Genomic DNA, 20,956 nt, shown 5'->3' on the forward strand with positions numbered 1-20,956 from the left:
TGGCGAGGTTGGTTCACAAGGCGGTGCGGGCGAGCGGGAGCGCGGAGAGGGCGAAGGCGTCGGGCTGCTGGTAGTTGAGCCGTCGGAGGTCGACGCCAGAGGTGACGGCGTGGGTCTCGATCTGTGCGCAGGCGGCGTCCAGGAGGGCGTCGGTCTCGGCGGTGACGGTGACCAGGCCGGTCAGTGCTACATCCGCGTGCCCGGCGATGAGTTGGCGTTCGCGGGTTTTGACGTCGGCGTACTCGACGGAGTCCTCTTCGGAATCGACCTGTCCGCGGCGTGCGCGCTCGTTGGCGTCGGCGATGATCGCGGCCTTCTTGCGCTGGACGTCCCGCAGTGCGGACTCGAGCCCCTGCGGCACGTATGTAAGGGAGAGGCTGCGGCGCACGCCGGCCGTGAACATCAGCCCGTGCAGGAACCCGGCCCCCATCTCGGTCCTCGGCCAGTTCTCCACCCAGTACGTCGCGTGCCGTGCGCTGTCGGTGGCGAGGCGGTCGTACTCCTCGAACTGGACGACGGGACCGGCGGCTGCGGGGTCGGCTTCGGCGCGGCCGGTCTCGGACCACTGCTGGAGCGCGGCGAGGGCCTTCGGGTCGTAGGCGGTGCGAATGACGGCGGCGATTTCCCGTGCGCTCAGCCAGCCGGTGACCTGGAGACCTGCGTTGCGGGCGGCCTGCGCGATGGACGCGGTGGTCTGCTCCATGACGGTGAACGCCCCGGGCAGCCCTCCGCCGGCCTGGTTGATCAGGCGCCGGGCGGCCTTGAGGTCGAGGGAGATGGCGAGGTAGGTCTCGTGCGGGGCGGCGGCAGGGCCGGCAGAGGAGACCAGCTCGGAGTAGATCTGTCCGGCGATGGGGGTCTGGGGCTGCCCGTTGTGGGTCCAGTGGCGGGTGAGGGTGTCGCCCGAGTCGGGGACGGTGCGTTCCAGCACCTGCACGGTGGCGATGTGCCCGGTGCGGGCGATGCCCGCGAGCGCGCGTCCCCAGCTGCTCACGTTGTGGTTCTGGGTGGCGGGGTCGAGGAGGGCGAAGGCGCGGCTGGTGACGCGGGCGATGGCGGTCAGGGTTTGCTGGTGCGGGTCGTGGACGGCTGCGGCGCCGTTGGCGGAGTCGCCGGGGGTGACCACTTTGAGGGATGCGGCGGTGCCGGGCAGATGGAGGACGCCGTCCTGCCGGGGCCGGGTGACGGGCCGAGCGAGCCAGAGGGTCTGGCCGGTGCGGCGACGGTGCGCATACCGGGTGACGATCGGCGCCCAGTCGATCAGGGAGCGGCCGTGCCGGCGGATCGCGACGAGTGCCCCGGATGCCGCCCAGAGCGGTGCCAGGGCGACGGCGCCGAGAAGCCCGGTGGAGATCACCGTCATCAGCAGCAGGGCCAGCATGCAGGAGATTAGTACGAGTTGGGGCAGGGAGAGGCCGAGGAGGATGCCGCGGCGGCTCCGGTGCGGGAACTTCACCGTGACCGGGGCGACGGAAAGATCAGTCAAGGGGCGGGTCCTGGAGGCGCGGGTGGAACCCGGGGGCGGGAGGGCGCGTGCACTTCCCGCCCCCGGAGTCGGTCAGGGAATCAGAGGCCGGTCGGAGGCGGCTGGGGTCCGCTCGCCCCGCTGGACGGGGTGTTCTGCGTGCCGGAGGACGGCGGTGCGCCCTGCGGCGGAGGGGTTGTGGTCGGCGGAGTGGACTGCCATCCGCTGCTCTGCCCAGACGCGGCACTCGCACCGGATCCGCCAGGCCCCGGGCTGCCGCCCACCTGGCCGCTGGTGTCGGCGGACGCGCTCGTCGGCGCGGGCTGGACGGCCTTCTTCAGTCCGGACTTGACCGCGTCGCCGCCGGGCGAGGCACCCGTTCCGCCGCTCTGCGATCCCTCCTTGCCCTCGCCGCCTCCGCCGGTCGGGTTGGCGGCGATGTCGCCAGGGAAACCGCCTCCGGCAGCAGCCTCACTGCCCATCGCTGCGGCGCCTGCTCCGGCGGCAGCGCCACCGGTTCCGGCGGTGGCCGCAGCGGCGGCGGTCTTACGGGCGGCCTTCTCGGCGTGAGCCTTGGCCATCTGGGCCCCAGCGCCACCGGCCCGGTGGATGGACTCGCCGTCGGTGCCTTCGGCTGCCCAGTGAACGAACTTGAAGACGGCGTACGGGCACAGCAACACCAGAATCATGATCACGATGCCGGACATAACGTCGGCCAGAGCGGCGATACCATCGCTGGCCTCGGTCTTGCCCATGGCGGCGATCCCGAGCACGAAGATCACGGTCATCAGCAGCTTGGAGACGACGAGGGTGGCGGTGGCTTCGATCCAGCCCCTGCGCCAGCGGCGCGCGACCTCCCAGCCACCGCCGGCGGAGGCGAAGACGGCCAGGGTGACCATGACGAGGATGCCGATCTTGCGGACCATCATCACGCACCAGTAGAGGAACGCGCCGATGGCGGCGCCGAGACCGGCGACTGCCGCCACGAGCCAGCCCAGTGCGGACAGGCCCGGGATCTGGCCGACCTTCACGATGCGGCGCACAGCCGACTCGATGTTCAGGTTCGCTGTCTTGAACAGGCCGGCGGACAGGGCGTCGACCACTTCGACGGCGACCGTGGTCAGGGCGATGGCGCAGAAGGCGAACAGGACGCCCGACATGGTGCCGGTGAACGCTTGTGTCAGGGCTTGTCCGTCGCGCCTGACGGCGGCTCGGACCAGCTGCGCGCAGAACGTCGCGACCAGCAGAACCAGGCCCAGCGGCAGCAACATTTCGTAGTTGTCCCGGAACCACCCGGCGTTCAGGTCGACCTTGGTGGTGGTGTTGACTGCCTCGGCCGCCAGGTCGGCTGCGGCGGCTGCCAGCTCACCGGCGGACTTCGCCATCCAGTCGCCCATGGCCTTGGCGGGGTCCGAGGCGAAGTCGACCGCATCGCCGACGGCGCACAGCTTGTCTGCCAGGGGGAAATCACAGAAACCCACGGGGAGTTACTCCTCCATTCTTGTGTCAGGCGCGGGTCACTGCGTGACGCTCGGTGCGATGGCGGCCAGGGTGCAGTCGTGGTTCGGGCGGCACTGGACGGCGAGGGTCACGGCCCGTTCCTCGGCCCCTCCGCCGCCCTTCTTCCAGCTGAGCGTCTGTTTGCCGTTGACGGTGACGACGTAGATGTACGCCTCGGTGATCGCGGACGGGTCGTCGGCCAGGGCCGCCTTGAAGGCGGACGGGTAGTGGCCCTCGGTGACGCTTGCGGTGGCGTGCTGGTCCTGGTCGGCCATCCGCGACCACAGCACTGGGTCGGGAACCTGGCCGGAGACCGAGGCCCAGTCGGCGTATTTGGTCTCCGTGGTCATCCAGGCGCGCATGCCGGCGAGCTGCTGGTCGCGGCTGGTGTCGCGGGTGTCGTAGGACCAAAGCATTCGGGCCGCAGCCTTGGCGTAGGCGACCGGCTCGGCGATCTGCGGAGGCTTGGGCACTGACCCGGATCCGGAGGAAGGCTTCGGGGCGGCCTCGGTGGAGGACGGGCTGTCAGCCGGGGCGGGCGCGGCGGTGCCCGGGGCCTGGTGGCCGTTCCCGCCGCCGGTCAGCAGGGCGACGACCCCGGCGATGGCGAGCAGGACGGCGACTACGCAGGTGACGATCGCTATGCGCCGGTTGGCCGACCAGCCCGAGCCGTACGAGGACAACGAAAAGGAGGGGGATCGTTTCCGCATCAGTGGACCTGCGACCCCAGGCCGGAGAAGAAGGCCACGATTCCGTTCGCGGCACCCAACCCGAGGGCAGCACCGGCGGCCACGACCGCGCCCTTCTTACCGTTGGCTTCGGCCTGGTGACCACCGGTGTGGTGACCCCAGGCCCATACGCCGAGCGAGACGGCGAGGGCGCCGACGACGGCGATGATCCCGAACATGTTGATGCTGTTGACGACGTTCTTCAGCACACTCAGCCCGGGCAGTCCGCCGCCTTTGGGTGAGATTCCTGGGTCGTAGGCGAGCTGGATGACGCGGTCTGCGAGAGGGACGGACATAAGTGTGGCAGGGCTCCTTGCATACGCGGGCCAGGCGAGAGCCGGCGGGAAAGGGGGAAAACGGAGGGGGGTGCGCTCGGAGCGCGGAAGTGGCCGCGGCGGCGCCCCGCCCGGACCGGCGTCGGGCAGAGGCGGGGCAGAGTCCACTCCTCGGGCCGGGGCGCGGCTTCGAAGCCGCTTTTTCGGCTCGGGGCCAGCGAGGGCTGCCGGGGCGTTCTACTTCGGGATCGACGGCTTCGGCGCCGGGTTCGACCCGTACGGGTTGGCGCAGTCGTAGATCATGTATCCGCGGATCTTCTTGCCGTCGGACTTCCGGGTCACCGTGCCGCGGGTGTACCAGGTCTTCTCTGCGTGCTTGTACGCGAACTGGTTATAGGTGACCTTGTCGTGCCCGTAGGCGATGCCCACGACGGTGGATTTCTTCGAAGGGTCCTTGCGGACCTTGACCGCCTTGCACGAGATCGTCGTGTGGCCGGTGTCGTACGCCTGGGCTGTGGAGGCGCTGGCTAGGCCGCTGGCCGCAACTGCGAGGCCGATCGAGCTGGCCGCGAGGGCGCGCCGGACGCGGGAGTGGATTGTCACGTGGATGCTCCGGGGTGTTGAGGGATAGGGAGTGGGCCGTCGGCTCGTCCTGCTGGGCGGCCGTCGGGCGAAGCGGTCGAGAGAGATGGGGAGTCGGCCACCGAGAGCTATCGGGCAGACCGCCGGCGAGGTCCTGGTGACGGCGGCTAGCGGGCCTGCGGGCTGTCCGGGATCAGATGACGCGGCGGGCGGCGAGGATCGTCCAGTCCTTGATCGGGGTGATCCGGACCGGCTTGGTGGTGCGCGGCGCCTCGATCACGAGGCCCTTGCCCATGTACATGCCGACATGCTCGGGCCGTGCGGCGGTGCCCCGGCTGAAGATCAGGTCCCCGGGCTCAAGTTGGGAGGGCGAGACCGCATTGCCCTCGTTGACCTGCGTGTACGTGGTGCGGGTGAGCGTGACGCCGGCATGCGCGTACGCCTGCTGCATCAGGCTGGAGCAGTCGCAGCGGCCCATGGGGTCGGGGCCGTGCGAGTTCGTGCAGGAGCCGCCCCACTGGTAGAGGGTGCCGAGCTGCTGCATCGCCCACGTGATGGCCTTACGGGCCCTCGGATGGGCGTCCTTGGGGATCGAGTAGCCCTTCGGGACGCTCCCCTCGGGGATGCGGCCGAAGCCGGAACCGTCCTGGCCCGGCGCGCAGCCGGTCGTACTGGTCGACGGCTTCTTGTCCTGGTCTGTGTCCTTGCCGTCCGCGTCACCGCCGCCGGGGAAGGTCTTGGCGATGGCGGCCTGCAGCGCGGTGGCGAGCTCTTCCCACTGCGCGTACGCGTCTGGCAGGCCGGACTTCTGCACGGCTTGGGCGGCTTGGGTGACGGTCATCTGCTGCCACCCGCTCACTTTGAGCAAGTGCTTGTAGAACTGCTCGCTCGCGTAGGTGGGGTCGCGGATCTGCTCGGCGCTGCCCCAGCCCTGGGAAGGGCGCTGCTGGAAAAGGCCGAGGGAGTCGCGGTCGCCGTAGGCGAGGTTGCGCAGTCGGCTCTCCTGCATCGCCGTGGCGAGCGCGATGATCTGTCCCTTCTTGGGGACGTCGAGGGAGAGGCCGGCGGCCACGATCGTCTGGGCGTTGGGGACCTGCTCGGCGGGCAGGTCCAGGCCCTCGACGTGCACGTCCTTGCCGGAGGCGCCGTCGAGGATCTTGGTGACCTGTTCGGCGACCTTGTCGCTGTCGATGTCGCTCAGGCAGCTGCTGAAGGAGCCGCTGCGCTGCACGGCGTCGGCCGAGGAGGCCAGCATCATGCCGGTGCCGGCGATCAGGATCGGGGACAGGAAGACGACGCCGATGCCGGCGGCGAGCCCCTTCAATCCGAGCGGACCGCTCGCCGGTCAGCGTTTTCGGGCATGGGTGGGTAGCGAGACATCATGAGCGTGTCCTTGGGGGTGCGGTGTCCGGCGTACCGCGTGCGCGAGGCGTCTCGGAAGGGCGCGGCAGCCGGGGTGGGCGATCGGGACGGGCCGGTGCGGGGCGAGTTGCCGCTCGCTCCGCGTGGCCGGGCCGTGAGCTAGGTGTGCCGGGGCAAGGGGTACCTCCGTGAGGTGTGGCAGGGGAGTGGCCAGCGGCGGTGTGCGCCGGGCGGTTCAAAAACAGTAGGCGCGGATCGGCGGTTGACCAAAAAGTCGGCGTGAGGTGCCGGAAACCGATACCTCGACAGGGCACTTCTTGGTCGTCGGCGGTTTCGCCTCTACAGTTTTTGGACTCCCCCTCGCCCTCCTCGGTCTGCGGCCCTGGGCTTCTGCATGCCCACTTCCGGCCCGCGAGGACTCCTGCGCGAGGCGACTATTTCCCTCCGCCTTTCCGCACCCGAATCGGGGTTCCCCTTTGCCTTTTTCCCTTCACCAGGGCGACGCTCTGGCCGTTCTCTCCGGCCTTCCGGACGGCTGCGTCGACTCCGTCATCACCGACCCGCCGTACAACAGCGGAGGGCGGACCGCGAAGGAGCGCACCACGCGCTCCGCGAAGCAGAAGTACACCTCCGCCGACGCCAAGAACGACCTCGCCGACTTCACCGGCGAGAACATGGACCAGAGGTCCTACTCGTTCTGGCTGACGCAGATCATGACCGAGGCTCACCGTCTCACCAAGACCGGCGGGACGGCCCTGCTGTTCACCGACTGGCGCCAGCTCCCGACGACGACGGACGCGATCCAGGCGGCCGGATGGCTGTGGCGCGGTGTCCTGGCCTGGCACAAGCCGCAGGCCAGGCCCCAGAAGGGCCGGTTCACCCAGAACTGCGAGTTCATCGTCTGGGCCAGCAAGGGGCCGATCGACGGCTCCCGCAACCCCGTCTATCTGCCTGGCATGTACTCGGCTTCGCAGCCCTCTGGCGCGAAGCGCCAGCACATCACGCAGAAGCCGGTCGAGGTGATGCGCGAGCTGGTCAAGATCAGCCCCGAGGGCGGCACGGTCCTCGACTTCTGCGCCGGCTCCGGCTCCACGGGCGTGGCCGCCCTGCTGGAAGGCCGGGACTTCATCGGCGTGGAGAAGACCGAGCACTACGCGTCGATCGCGGCCGACCGGCTCACCGAGACGATCCGCGCAACCCTCACGCAGGACGACCTGGTTCTCACAGCCTGAGCCGCGTCCTTGCCCGTCGCCAAGGCGACCAGCCCCCAGGCGTAGCCGTCGGCGGAATACCGCCGGAGGAACGTGCAATCCGCCGACGGCGCCGCGCGAGTGCGCCCCCGCACTTCCCTCATTCCGCGTCTCGTAGGAGGCCGAACTTCTCAATGCCCGAATCCGCAAAACCTGCCGACGATGGAGAGACGGAGCCGATTCGTATTCCGGATCCGCAGCTGGAGGGAATCGAGGCGAGCGTGCGGCGGCTCATGGAGCAGTCGGCGCAACAGGCTCAGCAGCTCGACCACCTCGCGTCCGCCCCGTCGCCGAGTGGATCACCGTTCGCCGCGTTCGGCATGCCGGGACTCGACGGCCCGCCGACCGCCGCTCCACCGGAGCCCCGCCCGATCCTGGAACTGGACGGAGAGGAACGCGAGGACGAACTCGACGCCCTGTCCGACTGGGTCGACGACTTCTTCCTCCCGGTATACGGGGCCGAGGTCACCACCGCGGCGCCCTGGTGCTTGCAGTGGCAGGAGCACGACGACGTCGTGGCCTGGCTCCATGCCTTGTGGCTCGCCTACCAGCAGCACAAGGATCCCGAAGCCGGGCTCTCCGGCCTGTTCGTGTGGCACCGAGACTTCCTCACCCACGCCGTCGCGGCGATCCGCGCACCGGGCGGCCCGCTGTCGGCCTGCATGACCTCTCCCGACCGGCCCGCACACCGTCTCCTGCCCGGTCCGCCGCCGTCCGTACGGACGGAGACGGAGACCACGGCGGAAGCCGCTGACCAGGACGAGCCGGCGTCATGACCGCGGGACAGGGACAGCCCGCCTTCGGACTGAGCTTCGATCCGCGCGCGCTGACCGATCTCCTCCAGGCCCCCAGTGACATACGTGACCTCACCCTTGCCTACCTGCAGGAAGTCGTGAACGCGCAGCGCTTCGGGCTGCGCCTCGACGGTGACCTGGAGGGCTGTCGAAAGCTGTTCGTGGACTCCCGCAAGGACTGGCGCGTCGTCTACGCCGTCCGGCCGGCGCCCGCGGAATCCGCCCACCACAAGGAGATCCACGTCGTCGCGATCCGGCCGCGCGCGGGCAACGACGTCTACGACGAGGTCGGCCGCCGTTTGGGCATGACTCGCCGGCCGCTGAGCGCCCGCACCCACGCGGCACGCTCCCGTTCCCCGCAACTGGCCGCCCGCGCGCCCGTGCCCCGGCCCGGTCCGCCGCCCACTGCGCCACCGGGTCTGCCCCGTCCCGCACCGAACCCCGCGCACCATCCCACCCGCTGAACGCACGGAGCGTCGCCTATGCCCCCTGAACCCGCGCCAGCACCCTCCCGGCGTGCGGTCTCCCCGCTCGACCATCGCCTCGAAGCCGCCACCGGGCACGACATCGACACCCTGTGGGCCTACCGCGAGCGCAGCGTCCTCGACGAGCAGCACGCCCAACTGGTGGACCGGCACCGGAAGCTGGCCAAGACCCAGACTGGCGTCATCTTCCACGTGCGCCGAAGCCGCAGCAGCGTCCGTCGCGCCCGACGCGCAGCAGCTCTCGACTGACGACCAGGCGGCGCTGCTCGCCCTTGCCGACGGCGCCAAGCTCTACGAACACCTTCTGACCGGTCGGATGTCCGTCACAGCCACCTCCGGCACCCGCATCTCCCAGGCCAAGCTACGGCGGCTGGAGGACGCCGGCCTGGTCGCGCGGGACACCGGTCACCCCGTACACGCCGGCCAGCCGGTCGCGCCTGCCGACGCCGGACGAGCCGCGCTTTTCGCCGCCCGCCGGGCCCCCACGCCGCAGACGCCGAAGGTCCCAGCTTGCCCCGGCACATCGCCGTCAACTCGCGGCACTGAACTCCACCGAAAGGCCCCTTGTTGTCTCCCACCGAACCGGCGCCGGTCCGGAAGTCCATCCCCCAAGTCGACTTCGATCTGGACGACCTCGACGCCGACGAGGAGAGGTACTTCGACTTCTACCGCAAGGTCGGCGTCCACAAGGACATGCTCGTCCCCCTCGCCGAACATCACGACGGTCCGCACAGCTGGTGTGTTAACTGCACCTTCTCTGGCTCGTTGAGCGGGATGAACTCAACACCAGGGAGCCAGAGTTGCAGGATCTACATCGTGAGCTCATCGAGGGGCGGGCCAACGTGCCCCGCGTCGGTTCTGTCGTCGAGCTGGAGACCGTACATCCCCGATACGCCGTCCTCGCTGCATCCGGCGTCGTCGTCGAACCCGTCGCGTCGTATCTGCGCGGGCTCGCACTCGATGACAACCGGCCGCTGACCAGCCGAAGCTACGCGTACGACCTGCTGCGTTGGCACAGGCTGCTGTGGTTCCTCGGGGTGGCCTGGGAGCGGGCCACCGAGGCCGAAGCCTCCGCGCTGGTGGGCTGGCTCCGTGTCACTGAGAACCCGCAGCGCGGCCGGAAGAACCCCGGCGCTCCGCCGCCCGGCTCGGTGAACCTGCGGACCGGCAAGCGCTACCTCAAGGCTGGCTACGCGCCCACCACGATCAACCACAACCTCACCGTGGTCAGCAGCTTCTACGCCTTCCACCGGCACCACAACCGGGGTCCGCTGGTGAATCCAGTGCCGGAATCACGGGTGCAACGCCAGGCCCTGGCCCACCGTATCCCCGACGCCCACATGCCAGTGTTCCGGCGGGCCCGTCTGAGGCAGCGCGTCAGGCAGACCGACCCGCGCGCGATTCCGGACGCGCTGTGGGACGAGCTCTTCGCAGCGATGACACACAACCGGGACCGGGCGGCGATCTTGCTCTATGTCTCCAGCGGCTCGCGGGCCAGCGAACTCCTGGGCGTCACTCCTGGCGACATCGACTGGCCCGGCCAGCAAATCTACGTGGTGACCAAGGGCACCGACGACCGCGAACCGGTCCCGGCCAGCCCGCAGTCCCTGGTCATCCTGGCCGCTTACCTCGACCAAGCGGGTCTGCCGCCGGCCCATGAGCCGATTTTCCGCACTCTTCGCGGCGCCGACAAGCCGCTGAGCTACTGGGCGATGCGGCGCGTTTTGCAGCGGGCAAACGAGAAACTCCAGACGAACTGGAGCTTGCACGACCTGCGGCACACCGCCGCGAACCGGATGGCCAACGACCCCAACCTCACCCTCGCTCAAGTGCGGGCGATCATGCGACACGCCGACCTTGCGACCACCGGCCGTTACCTCAACGCCCGCGTCGAGGACCTCTTCGACGCTCTGCAGCAGCACTACAACCGGCCCCGCGTCGAGCGGAGCTTCGCACCGGGATACGACCCCGACGATGTCAAGGCGGTGTTCGGTGGTTAGCCGCACCCGGGTCGACACCTACACGGCCCGTAACCGTCGGCAGACCTTCCGCGAGGACCCCGCCCCCGAGCCGACCCGGTTCACCAGCGCCGCCATCAAAGCGGCACCAGCCCCACGGCCGGAGAACCCGCCGGCCCCGTTCGGGGACCTCTCGAAGGCGGAGGTCGTCGAGCTGTGCGGCGTGTCCAGGGACATCCTGCCGGGCCAGAGCGGATCGTCAGCCGAGCAGCGTCGGGCCGGCATCCGGATGCTGTTCCACCATCTGGCGACCCTGCCGGGTAACACGTGGCAGGAACGGTGGGAGACCAGCGGCTTCAACGACGTGAACGCTCCGTCGGTCACCATTCTGGGGCGGCCCGAGGTGAGGTACCACAGCAGCTGCCTGACCTCGGCGCTCAAGATGGCATTCTCCCTGCGGATCATCCAGCCGTCCGTGCCGGGGTTCAGGGCCAACAAGTTCACCGACTACGCCGAGCCGTTCCGAATCATTCAGAAGGACCCGCGGCTGGACGAGTTCTTCAAGACGGTCGACGCCCAGCCGCACCTGCACCTTGTCCACCGCCAACGGGCGAAGTTCGACGTCACCTGCGCGCTCACCACGCAGGGCATCGCACTGGAACACCTGACGCCGTCCGCTCTGCTGCACTACTCGCTGGAGAACAAGCGGCTCGGCCTCACCCCCGGCGCCATCAACAACACCACCCGCTTCGCGGCCCTGGGCGCCTGGGAGATCCTGCATCGCATGGGGCACTTCCCGCCCGGGACGGCCCCGACTCTCCGGATGTTCATCTACAGCGGCCAGTACACCGTCGAGGAACTCGTCGACCGTTACGGCATCAGGAATGCTGGCGTCCGCCAGCTCCTGATCGACTACCTCGTCCGGCGCCGCGCGGACACCGACTACATCACCATCGAGGGGCTCTCCCGCAATCTGGCCAGCCTGTTCTGGGCGGCCATCGAGCGCATCAACCCCAACCAGCAGAATCTCGAGCTCAGTTCAGATGTCTACGATCAGTGGCGAGCCGAGCTCCAGTACCAGCAGAGAGACCGGACCAAGCAACGCAAGGGTGCCGCCAGTATCCTGCTGGCCGTCCGCGGTCTCTACGTCGACCTGCACAGCTGGGCAATCGCCGAACCCGAGCGGTGGGCCCAGTGGGTCGCTCCCTGCCCGATCATGCCGCGCGATCTCAAGGGCTTCGGGAAACGCCGCCGGGAGATCAACCGGCGGATGGCCGACAGAACCCGAATCCGCCAGCCGCTGCTGCCCGTACTCGTCCAGCACGTCGAGGCACGCTACGAACACCTGACCAGCCTCCTCGAAGCCGCCACGCCGGTCCCCTTGGGCGCATCCTTCGTGCACCAGGGACGCAGCTACAGTCGCACCGACTCACGGGATGACCGGCGCAGGGCCACCATCTTCTCTGACCCGTCCGTCCGGGTCATCGACCACGGCACCGGCGAGACCATTCACGTGACCATGGCCGAGGATGCGGCCTTCTGGGAGTGGGCGGCGGTCGAGATCCTGCGGCACAGCGGCATTCGTATTGAGGAGCTCTGCGAGCTGACCCACCTCAGCATCCGCCAATACCAGCGGCCCAACGGCGAGATCATCGCGCTCCTGGTGATCGCCCCGTCCAAGAGCGAACGCGAGCGGGTCATTCCCATGTCCGCCGACCTCTTCCACGCCGTCGCCCAGATCGTCCGCCGCCAGACCCGGAATGCGCGCACCATTCCGCTGATCAGCCGCTACGACCCCCACGAGAAGACCTGGTCCGAGCCCATGCCGTTCCTGCTGCAACGCCAGCTCGGCACCGTCCGGGGCGTCATGGCCGCCGGCACCGTTCTCAACATGCTCACCCGCACCTGCAGGGAGATCGGCGAGACCAACCCGGCGTTCGCCAAGTTCACCCCGCACGACTTCCGCAGGCTCTTCGCCACCGACGTCGTCAACGGCGGCCTGCCCATCCACATCGGAGCCGCTTTGCTCGGACACCTGAATCTGCAGACCACTCAGGGCTACGTCGCGGTGTTCGCCGAGGACATCATCAAGCACTACCAGGACTACCTCAACCACCGCAGGTCGCTCCGGCCCGAGGGGGAGTACATCGACGTCCCCCCTGGTGAGTGGGAGGAGTTCGAGGAGCATTTCGACAAGCGCAAGGTCGAGCTCGGCAGCTGCGCTCGCCCCTATGGTTCACCTTGTCAGCATGAGCACGCATGCATCCGCTGCCCGATGCTCCAGGTCAACCCCAAGATGCTGCCCCGGCTCGCCGCTCTGGAAAAGGACCTCCTCCTCCGGCGCAAGCGCGCCGAGGAAGAGCAGTGGCTCGGCGAGATCGAGGGCATCGATCTGACCCTGACCTTCCTCCGCACCAAGCAAGCCGACGCTGCACGCCTCAAGCGACGGCCCCCCGTCGATCTCGGCCTTCCATATCCACGCTCGCGCTGCACATGATCGACGAGACGCGGTCTTGGGGCTTGGATGACCACGGCTTTGACGGCATTCTCCTTGCTCTTGCCGGAGATGCCCCCCGTCCTTGTGTCCGGCGGCTGGCCGTCTGGCTTTATCAGTGAGTGCTGACACCGGATCTCGGTGCCGTCGACGTTCCCGGTCTTGCCGTCGGAGCCGAGGCGGTCGACGACCTCGGCGAGGGTCCGCAGACCTGGCCAATGCTTGACGACCTGAGGCCCCGGGCGTCACCCGCCCGGGGCCTCGGTTTGCCTACCTCTCAATCGCTAGCAGCTCGATGACGGCGAGTTGTGGCTCCTGCGGATGGCGGCCCTATGCTCCAGAGCGGAGAACAGTTGCGTCCGTGGGAGGCGCTGGCCACACGATGAGTAGGTAATCTTCGACCGGCTCCAGACTCACCTTGTCGCGCATGACCTCGCGACCTCGCGCGTGCACTCGAAGCCTGTACCAAGCAGACCCCATTGGGCTCAGGGAGTGCGAGTTGCTGTCGGGGCCGCGCTCTAGCGACTCGACCTTCAGGTCACCAGCAGGGGCGTTGACGCTGATCTCCATGACCTCCTCCCAGCCATCCGTGTCTACGTCGGGGAACCTGTCCACAACCCTTGTTTCAACGTTGACGTAACCGGTGTTGATACCAGTCAAGATGAGGGCTCCGGCAGCCATCGGAGCGGCCAAACCGTTGGAAAAGTTCGCCGTATCGACGGGAATCTCTCCATGGTCCAGGACTCCGAAGATCCCTTCGTTGACGAACACTTGGTTGGCCATAGCTCTCCCATAAGCTGGTGTCGCGTCAGCCTGGAGGTTGCATGCGACGACTCAGGCCACGGTACCGACCCTGAAGGGGTCCCCGTGAAGCATACGCTCGGCTCGGTAGAATTGAGCGTTTTTGCCGCCCTGATAGCTCTGGTCGGCTACGGGGATCATACAGATGCTCACCGCCTTCGGGCCGGTAGTGCCAGAGGGGATGTTCGGCAGATCGCAATCGGCGAAGGTGCGTCGAGCGCGTGGGGCCATGTTAGTTAGGCCGTTGAGTGTGGTTGCGAACGGGTACTCATCGCAGCTCTTGCCCGCGATGCTTGGCGCGTCGCCACAGGCGAGGCTTCGGTTTGAGGCGTTCAGTGGCTCGTTGGTGCTCCTCTTCAGAGGAGCCTCGTATGTCGCACCCGGCAAGCCTGATTGCTGGGCGAGAGTCACGTGCCGAACGAGATCGGGTGCCGACGCCTTGCTGTAGGTCAGGAGAGAGGGGAACCATGGGACAACGCATCCCGCATTGGGACGGCCACCCGTAGCGTTGTCGCAGCGGAACTGCTTGAGCTTGTAGGCAGCTTTGACGGGAGCCTGGCCGCCGTTCGTGATGGTGATATTCCACCGGGTGGCACAGAGTGCCTTATCGCCTGGGGTGATGGCGTTGGAGTCGAAGAACGACTCGCCAGTTCCCCAGGAATTCAGCGGTGAAATCGCCTTGGCTGGGAAAGAGGAGCTTTCGACGGTGCAATCGCTCAGATCCTCGTCTTCCACTCCCTCGAGCTCTTCCTCTTGCCTGGTGGGTGTGTCGGCCTTGGCGGTGATTGTGCCTTTCAGGGCCTCTCCCCAGCCCGAGTATGCTGAGATGTCGATCTGGTGGGCGATAGTTGGGATCCCTGTGTCGCCGTAGCTGTAGTTGATGACCAAGAGGTTGGCCGAGCCGCTGACACTTACTGTGTTGTTCACCTTCTTGTAGGTTGTGTAGACGCCGGCGTTGACTTGACAGACTGCAGTGCGGTTACCAAGAGGGGTTCCTGTGCTCTGTTCGCACCACTGAGGTGGAGCAACGCCCGCGGCAGCTCCCATTTCTTCGCTTGCGCGTTCTGGCTGTTTTACGCCTGAGGCAACCACAAAGCAGCCGAAGGTACCTTCTTCGTTGGGCTCGCTGCAGGTTTCCGGTGATCCGGCGGCGAGCATCCCGCCTGCCCCTTCCGGTTGGGGTTGCGCGATCGGTTTGTCGGAGCCCGGTGTCAACTCCGGCGTCACGGGCCTGGAACTAGACGTCCGGGTATCGGCGGCCGGCGTCTCACTCTCGCTCGGAGTGTCAGCCGCAGCAGGCACCACGCCACTGACGAGCATCACCGTGAAAGCCGATGCTGCCGTGGCCCGTCTCAATCTCTGAGCGTTGAATATTCTGCCGTATCCCGCCATGAGCTACCCCTCCCTCTTCTGCCCGATCAGGCTGCCGTCTTGTGCCTGAATCAGGGCAGTGCACAGTCGCTGGTCCTGATCGAGCTAAGATCACTGACCCAACCGGGAGAAGATCGTTTCAAGACAAATCTACGAAGCTCTCCAAAGCCTGTTACGCAACCGCGATCACGGCAGGATCCGGCCACCCGCAGCAAGGTCAACTGCCCGATTATGCGCCGATTTTCAGCGTTCCGGCAGGGCCTGCAAAGTCCCTTTTGGGAGATCAGTCAGCGTTGCGACACAGACTTTGCGGGCTGTCCCGTAAATGATCTCCGGTGCGGTTGGAGCACGGTCACTGCGGTGGGGGCAATACCCCTGTCCGGCGAGAGTGAGGTTGTGCAGGCGGGCGATGCCGAGCATGGTGTGATGGACGCCATCCCCCTTGAGGTGGCAATCCTGCAGGAGCTTCCAACACTTCATACGGGCGAAGGTGTGCTTGACGCGCGCCCGGATCTGTTTGTGGGAGGTGTTGTGCGACTTCTGCCACCTGTTCACCCCGCAGAGTGAAGTGCAGAGAAACTACGTCCTGTTCGACCGCACCGCGACCTGGGGACACCCCGGCATGCCCCAGGTGCTCGCCGTGCATCTGCAACGGGACCACGAGAAGCGGACGTTCAGCTTCGAGAAGGCCCCGCTGCCGCTGCCCGCGATGGCGCAGTCCTGGCTCATCCACCGCGGCTGCCCGCACGATGCCATCGACCTCGACCCCGAGCTGGGCCCGCCGCCAGCTGACGAGGCCACGCGAGCACTGGAGCGACGCCTCGCCGGCGACGGCGACCACTACGCCATGGGCTACTCCTACACCAGCGACGACCCGGACGACATGGTCGTCGTTGTGGCCCTGCGTGCCCTGGACGAACGCGCCCCGTCGCCGTTCCGCGTTGTGGTCGAAGAGGTCGACACCAACACCTGGACGCACACCCTGCGCGAGGGCGGCTTCGACACGGTCGACGAGGCCCTGCAGTGGTGCGACGACCGGCTCACCGGAGAGGCCAGCCCTCTCCCGCCGGTCCGCCCTGCAGCCGCTGCCAGCCGCCCGGCCGGTGTGGCGAAGACCCCTGCCCCGCGCCCGCCAGGCCGTTCGCGCTAAGCGCTCAGCCCGACGCGGGCAGCGCAACATAGCCGACGATCGCCGGTTAGCCAAACCGGCGATTCTCCGGACTCTTATACAGGCGCCGCCGGGACACCCCCCCGCGGCGCCCTTCCACACATTCCCCACGCCTTCACGGAGGCTTTTTCCGCATGCGCTCCACCCGAATTGCCATATCCGCGGCGATGCTCGGCGCACTCGCGCTGCCGGTGCTGTCTGCCACCTCCGCCAGCGCCGCGACCGTACCCACGGCAGCAACCGCCGCCTCCGCCGTCAGCTGCCACAACCTGCCGCCGCTCCCGTACGCGGTGCACGCCAAGGCCGTGACCATCCGGTCCAAGGCCAGCTCGAAGTCCACGGCGCTCGGCGTGCTCTACAAGAGCCACAAGTTCACCGTCTCCAAGAAGAGCGGCAACTGGCTCTACATCACAGACAAGACGACCGGCGTCAAGGGCTGGGTCTCCGGCACGTACGTCTACCGCGACGTCCGTATGTGCCTGGACTGACCAGGCTTCAGCACCTCCCGGCAAGCGGCTGATCCGCCGATTACGGGGCCCCTCACATTCCCTACGCATCAGCCTATCCAGAACAGGAGATCCCCCTGTCCGACGGCATATCCGAGGATTCTGCGGATGTCGTGGGCGTGCTCACCGAACGGATCGAAGCGCGCTTCGACATGGGCATGGACCAGTTGAAGGCCGCGGTCGCCGCCGCGCCGACCGCGAACCCTGACGCCACCGACGTCGTCAAGTGGCACGGCCTTCTGGTCGAGGCTCAGTCCGTGCTGGAGCGCGCGGAGGACGACCTCCTCGCCGCACTGCAGACCCAGCCCAGCGAGGTCGACGACCCGACGATGGGCCTCGCCCACAGGGTGAACGCGGCCGTCACTGCCCGCGACGGCCGGGCCATGGTGGTGCGATGGCTCCTCGACCCGAACGCCCCGGGGAAGAAGGACCTCGCCGCAGAGCGCCTCGCCCGCCTTCGGCCCCGCACCGGGCCTGCGGTGCAGACCAGCGCCCCCAACCGGCCCGCGGGTTCAACCGCACCGGCGACGGCCTGGCGGTCGGCAAGGGCCGCCCGATGAGCCGGGACAAGGCCAGCACCATGGACGCCGACCTGCAGAAGGTCTTCGGTAAGCCGGTCCTCGAGCTGTACGAGGCGGCTGCCGACTACGATGCCTCGCCCGCGCTCGCCCGGGCCCTGGAACTGCGGTCCTTCCTGGCGCTCACCGAGGAGCAGGTCGCCCGCGTCCGCGACCGCGTCCACGCCGAGATGGATCCGGACCGCAACATGGGCGAACTGTCGGCGGACAAGCTCCGCTTCGACGCGCAGTGGCTGGACGCGGCACTGAAGGCCCGCGACGGCTACCGCGCCGCCCTCGGCGAGCTGCTGCGCACCATGCCCCCGCCCGCCCAGCAGGCCCGGCCCGTACGAACGGCTCAGCTCTGGGCCACCGCAACCCTGCCCCCGTCTGCCGCCCCGGCACCCCAGCGTGCCGGGGCGGCCCGGGCCCGCCGACTGTGAAAGCCCCCGATTGCCCCACCCCACGTCCACCGGCATAGCTGGACGGATCGAGGACCTGTACGGCGCACCGCTCGCCGACCTCGAAGCCCACGCCCAGGACCAGCCGCCCGGCATGCTCTCTGCCCTGCTCGGCATGCACGACGACCTTGCCCTCGCCGAGCGCAGCATCGACTTCCACCGCGACCACCTCGCCCGGCTCATCCACCCCGAACGGCAGATCGGCCCGCACGAGGTCTCCCACCTCCTCGACGGGATCCGCCGACTCGCCGAAGCCGTCGCCGTTCGCGAGGTCCAGGCCAAATCGGTCGCCGCCGTCCTGCAGAGCCTGGCCCGCGTCCCGGCCCCGACGCCTGTCCCGCCAGCTCCCTCGCAGCCTGCTCCGGCTCCGCCTCCTGCGGCGCCGAGTCCGGCGCACAGCCGCTGACCCGCAGGCGATCCCCTTGCATTCACCCAGGAGTTCCTCCCTTGGCCATCACCGCTCTGCCCCCTGACACCGACGCCGACATCGCCCGGGTCACCGAGGCCCTCGCCATGATCACCCCGCGCTGGAGCGTGAGGATCCTCTTGGCCCTCTCCGGCCCGCCGCTGCGCTACAGCGAGCTGGCGGCCAAGGTGTCCTGGCTGCAGAACGGCCAGCTCCACCCCAAACTCCAGGCGCTGTGCGACGCCGGACTCGTCGAACGCACCGAACACACCGCACGGCACGTGACCTACGGCCACACCGAACGTGGCGTTGCCCTGCTGCCGGTCCTGCCGATGATTGTTACCTGGGCCGAGGAACACCTGGAGAAGGCGGACCGCCCGCTGGCCGCGATCGAGCAGATCGAGGACAGCCTCACCCTGCTCACCCGGCGCCATGCCGCCGCCATCCTGTGGGTGCTGAAGTCCCGTGAGGAAGTCAGCGGCCGGGCTCTGGCCCGAATCGTGATGCCCAGCAGCGACTGGACCAATATCTATCCGCCTCTGCGGCAGCTCGTCTGCGACGGCCTGGTTGACACCGACGGCATGGGCCGGCCCTACCGGCTGTCCGCGGCCGGCGATGGCCTGGGCCCCGTGCTCGGTACCCTGTCCGCGTGGGCCGCCGGGCAGCCCCTCGACCAGGCGGCCCAGCACCCGGTCTGGGGGCACCCGCAGGCGAAGCCCGCGCCGAGGCCGTGGCTCAGCAGCCAGTCTCTGCAGGCCCCCACGGCGCTCCCACCCGCTCGGACACCCCATTCCCCTCCGGCCTGGCACAACGGGGATCTCTTCTCGCACGCTGCGACCGCCCGCCCGAAGGCAGCCGTCCCGGCGGGAGGCCCGCGCCGATGAGCACCCCCCTTACCTCTGCCGAAGCGCAGCGCGCTGTTGAACTGCTCGCCTCGCGGCCCTTGGTCCGCCTGGTCACCGAGATCGACGACAACGGCGCCATACCGCCGCGACGGCTGGCCGGCACCCTGCCCGACCTCTCCACGCACCAACTGCGCAGCGCATCCGACACGGCCCGCGCCCACGGTCTCATCCGGATCGCGCCCGGCACCGGTCTGGAACTGACCGAGGCTGGGATGGAGTTGTCCGACCTGTACAACGCGATGGCCCGCTGGGCCCGGCGTCACGCCGTCCCGAACCACGTCTGCGAGTTCAGCAGCCGCATTCGGCACGTCCTTGCCCTGTTGGCACCATCGCTCATCACCGAGCGCGCCGACGGAGCGGAAGCGGGCCTGGCCCGTCTCCGCACGCTCTCTGGTCCGCCCTGGGCGGTGGCCTCCTGGTTGATCCACGACACGAGATTCTCGACGCGGCGGCCCAGGCTGGCGCGCTACAGCGCACCGTGGTGCTTGCGCTGGCCGATGACATCGTGGTGGGTGGAGCTGAGCAGGAGCTCGCCCTTGGGGACGATGCGTTCCAGGACACGGATGGCGTTGACGACGGGGGTGATCGCGACCCAGGGGACGGCGCGCTCCTCACCAGCAGAGATGTGGTGGCCGTCGGAGTCGCGGACGTTCTTGTAATGGTGGGATCGGATCAGATGCCGCGGCATGGAGCCGTCCTCGTTGGGTTCCGGATCGGGGCAGCAGGGGCTTGCTGTGCTGTGGGGTAGCTGACCAGAGGGCCGATGGCTTGCCGTCGGCCCTCCTTCGTTTCGTGGTTCTGGGCACGCCGGATGCGGCGCGACTCGGTTCGACAGCAAAACGACTGGGTTCGCGTAGGATCTCGCAGCTCGTGTGATGCAGCGCATCGTGCCCTGTGGTTTCGCCCGAGTCTCGCGCCGTGTCCCGGCCCGCCAGTCTCAGGGTCGTGTCGGAATCCTCGGACCGGCGCTCGCCTGAGCGACGATCTACCCGCGCCCTGACCGGCGGCCAGGCTCAAGTGCTGCCATCGAGATGCGAGCGAGCCGCTTGAACGAAGTCTGTTCGCACTTCGTGGAAACGCTGCCACCGCCCGTGGGGGTAGCGCTCCACAGCCTCGCTTAGCGACAGCTGGTGTGCGTACGTGAAAACGAGGGCTGTGGTGTCAGAGGCAGATAGCAAGTCCAAGGCGAGGATCTGGAGGCCGAGGCGCTGTCCGTACTCCGTGCTGCCCGGGTCGTCGGATTCCATTCCCCGCAGCTCGTGTAGAGAACTGAGAACCGCCGCGATCGGCCGATGCTGATCGGAGGAAACTTCGCGCTGCTCACGCTGCCCGGCTTCTTCGAGTACTCCCATCGCTCGTGCGGCGGTGAGTGCCTGCTCCAGCTCGAAGATCGTCTGGACCATGGCGCCCTGCAAGGCGTAGCCCTTAGAGACGATCTGCTCAGGTCCTTCGAGCTCGATCTTGCGATATGCGTCGGTTGCGCCCACAGACCGAGAATGAGCCGCTTCGAGTCCCAGCTCGGCCTCCGGCAAATCTTCGTCAGCGAGATGTCCTGCTACCTCTCCGGCAGCCAGCCTGAACTCATCCACGGCGCCGAGATATTCGACCCAGACGTCGCGCCTTACGGTCCGACGCCACTGTGCATTTTGGTCTCGTCCCTGAGTCTTGACCGCTTCGATGGCTGCGTTCGCCTGCTCCTGCATGCCGCGTGCCTGCCAGCGGGCCCCAAACAGGCCAAGCGCCACGCCTGCCACCGCGATCAGCGCCGCGAGTACGGCAGCTGCCCCCTCATCCATCCCGGCATTGTTTCACGCCGAAGATCACGCCAAAGGGGAACCCGGCCGCGCCGACTGGCGGCTGCGAATGCGACGGGGTAGCTGGCCAGTCG

Annotated in this window: 22 protein-coding genes and 1 pseudogene; 12 read left to right on the plus strand and 11 right to left on the minus strand. The window is 68.1% G+C overall.

The features are described 5' to 3' along the window. Positions 1-13: 13 nt before the first annotated feature. From ACFY9S_RS32205 to ACFY9S_RS32230, 6 genes are all read right to left on the minus strand, one after another. Positions 14-1,486, minus strand: coding sequence for an SCO6880 family protein (locus ACFY9S_RS32205; protein WP_391135423.1), 1,473 nt, complete (start codon positions 1,484-1,486; stop codon positions 14-16). A gap of 80 nt (positions 1,487-1,566) precedes the next feature. Beyond that, positions 1,567-2,946, minus strand: a complete 1,380-nt coding sequence (locus ACFY9S_RS32210; protein WP_391135426.1) for an ATP-binding protein — start codon at positions 2,944-2,946, stop codon at positions 1,567-1,569. Positions 2,947-2,982: 36 nt separating this feature from the next. Beyond that, on the minus strand, positions 2,983-3,675 hold the full coding sequence (locus ACFY9S_RS32215; protein WP_391135429.1) for a hypothetical protein: 693 nt from the start codon (positions 3,673-3,675) through the stop codon (positions 2,983-2,985). Then, positions 3,675-3,989, minus strand: a complete 315-nt coding sequence (locus tag ACFY9S_RS32220; RefSeq protein WP_011031268.1) for a DUF6112 family protein — start codon at positions 3,987-3,989, stop codon at positions 3,675-3,677. The genes ACFY9S_RS32215 and ACFY9S_RS32220 overlap by 1 nt, the downstream gene beginning before the upstream one ends. Before the next feature lie 216 nt (positions 3,990-4,205). Beyond that, entirely contained in the window at positions 4,206-4,571 is a 366-nt protein-coding gene (locus ACFY9S_RS32225) for a hypothetical protein (RefSeq protein ID WP_391135432.1), read from the minus strand. 172 nt (positions 4,572-4,743) lie between these two features. After that, positions 4,744-5,874, minus strand: coding sequence for an NlpC/P60 family protein (locus ACFY9S_RS32230; protein WP_391135433.1), 1,131 nt, complete (start codon positions 5,872-5,874; stop codon positions 4,744-4,746). 514 nt (positions 5,875-6,388) lie between these two features. Between ACFY9S_RS32230 and ACFY9S_RS32235 the strand changes: the two genes are divergently transcribed. The 6 genes from ACFY9S_RS32235 to ACFY9S_RS32260 all read left to right on the plus strand — a co-directional run bounded on the left by ACFY9S_RS32235 (position 6,389) and on the right by ACFY9S_RS32260 (position 12,896). Beyond that, positions 6,389-7,144, plus strand: a complete 756-nt coding sequence (locus ACFY9S_RS32235; protein WP_031109304.1) for a site-specific DNA-methyltransferase — start codon at positions 6,389-6,391, stop codon at positions 7,142-7,144. Positions 7,145-7,395: 251 nt separating this feature from the next. Then, the gene (locus tag ACFY9S_RS32240) at positions 7,396-7,938 is read left to right on the plus strand and encodes a DUF4913 domain-containing protein (RefSeq protein ID WP_391135760.1); all 543 of its coding nucleotides are present in this window, start codon (positions 7,396-7,398) and stop codon (positions 7,936-7,938) included. Next, the gene (locus ACFY9S_RS32245) at positions 7,935-8,420 is read left to right on the plus strand and encodes a hypothetical protein (protein WP_020271124.1); all 486 of its coding nucleotides are present in this window, start codon (positions 7,935-7,937) and stop codon (positions 8,418-8,420) included. The genes ACFY9S_RS32240 and ACFY9S_RS32245 overlap by 4 nt, the downstream gene beginning before the upstream one ends. Positions 8,421-8,438: 18 nt before the next feature. After that, a complete protein-coding gene (locus ACFY9S_RS32250; RefSeq protein WP_391135436.1) occupies positions 8,439-8,690 on the plus strand; it encodes a hypothetical protein in 252 nt (83 codons plus the stop codon). A gap of 551 nt (positions 8,691-9,241) precedes the next feature. Beyond that, positions 9,242-10,441, plus strand: coding sequence for a tyrosine-type recombinase/integrase (locus tag ACFY9S_RS32255; RefSeq protein WP_391135439.1), 1,200 nt, complete (start codon positions 9,242-9,244; stop codon positions 10,439-10,441). Continuing rightward, positions 10,434-12,896, plus strand: a complete 2,463-nt coding sequence (locus ACFY9S_RS32260) for a tyrosine-type recombinase/integrase (protein WP_391135441.1) — start codon at positions 10,434-10,436, stop codon at positions 12,894-12,896. Before ACFY9S_RS32255 ends, ACFY9S_RS32260 begins: the two co-directional genes overlap by 8 nt. Positions 12,897-13,223: 327 nt before the next feature. On the opposite strand, the gene ACFY9S_RS32265 is transcribed toward ACFY9S_RS32260, so the two are convergent. The 3 genes and pseudogenes from ACFY9S_RS32265 to ACFY9S_RS32275 form a co-directional block, all read right to left on the minus strand. Beyond that, positions 13,224-13,676, minus strand: coding sequence for a hypothetical protein (locus tag ACFY9S_RS32265; RefSeq protein WP_391135444.1), 453 nt, complete (start codon positions 13,674-13,676; stop codon positions 13,224-13,226). 51 nt (positions 13,677-13,727) lie between these two features. Beyond that, the gene (locus ACFY9S_RS32270; RefSeq protein WP_391135447.1) at positions 13,728-15,086 is read right to left on the minus strand and encodes a hypothetical protein; all 1,359 of its coding nucleotides are present in this window, start codon (positions 15,084-15,086) and stop codon (positions 13,728-13,730) included. A 357-nt stretch (positions 15,087-15,443) separates the two neighbouring features. Further along, positions 15,444-15,611: pseudogene (locus ACFY9S_RS32275) on the minus strand (IS5/IS1182 family transposase); the annotation flags it as partial. Here ACFY9S_RS32275 and ACFY9S_RS32280 point away from each other — a divergent pair. From ACFY9S_RS32280 to ACFY9S_RS32305, 6 genes are all read left to right on the plus strand, one after another. Then, positions 15,592-16,215: a hypothetical protein gene (locus tag ACFY9S_RS32280; RefSeq protein ID WP_391135450.1), complete on the plus strand. Its 624-nt coding sequence runs from the start codon at positions 15,592-15,594 to the stop codon at positions 16,213-16,215. The pseudogene ACFY9S_RS32275 and the gene ACFY9S_RS32280 overlap by 20 nt on opposite strands. Positions 16,216-16,367: 152 nt before the next feature. Further along, positions 16,368-16,721, plus strand: a complete 354-nt coding sequence (locus tag ACFY9S_RS32285) for an SH3 domain-containing protein (protein WP_245936718.1) — start codon at positions 16,368-16,370, stop codon at positions 16,719-16,721. 95 nt (positions 16,722-16,816) lie between these two features. After that, a complete protein-coding gene (locus tag ACFY9S_RS32290; RefSeq protein ID WP_391135763.1) occupies positions 16,817-17,299 on the plus strand; it encodes a hypothetical protein in 483 nt (160 codons plus the stop codon). Next, the gene (locus ACFY9S_RS32295; RefSeq protein ID WP_391135453.1) at positions 17,296-17,739 is read left to right on the plus strand and encodes a hypothetical protein; all 444 of its coding nucleotides are present in this window, start codon (positions 17,296-17,298) and stop codon (positions 17,737-17,739) included. Before ACFY9S_RS32290 ends, ACFY9S_RS32295 begins: the two co-directional genes overlap by 4 nt. 10 nt (positions 17,740-17,749) lie before the next feature. Then, on the plus strand, positions 17,750-18,163 hold the full coding sequence (locus ACFY9S_RS32300; RefSeq protein ID WP_391135456.1) for a hypothetical protein: 414 nt from the start codon (positions 17,750-17,752) through the stop codon (positions 18,161-18,163). Positions 18,164-18,204: 41 nt separating this feature from the next. After that, positions 18,205-19,047, plus strand: a complete 843-nt coding sequence (locus tag ACFY9S_RS32305) for a winged helix-turn-helix transcriptional regulator (RefSeq protein ID WP_391135459.1) — start codon at positions 18,205-18,207, stop codon at positions 19,045-19,047. Between the two features lie 487 nt (positions 19,048-19,534). Here ACFY9S_RS32305 and ACFY9S_RS32310 read toward each other — a convergent pair whose 3' ends face one another. Both ACFY9S_RS32310 and ACFY9S_RS32315 read right to left on the minus strand, forming a co-directional pair. Next, on the minus strand, positions 19,535-19,756 hold the full coding sequence (locus ACFY9S_RS32310) for a hypothetical protein (protein ID WP_391135462.1): 222 nt from the start codon (positions 19,754-19,756) through the stop codon (positions 19,535-19,537). Between the two features lie 325 nt (positions 19,757-20,081). Beyond that, positions 20,082-20,864, minus strand: coding sequence for a hypothetical protein (locus tag ACFY9S_RS32315; RefSeq protein WP_391135465.1), 783 nt, complete (start codon positions 20,862-20,864; stop codon positions 20,082-20,084). Positions 20,865-20,956 lie beyond the last annotated feature (92 nt).

The organism is Streptomyces sp. NPDC012474 (assembly GCF_042955185.1).
Taxonomy (GTDB): Bacteria; Actinomycetota; Actinomycetes; order Streptomycetales; family Streptomycetaceae; genus Streptomyces; species Streptomyces cahuitamycinicus.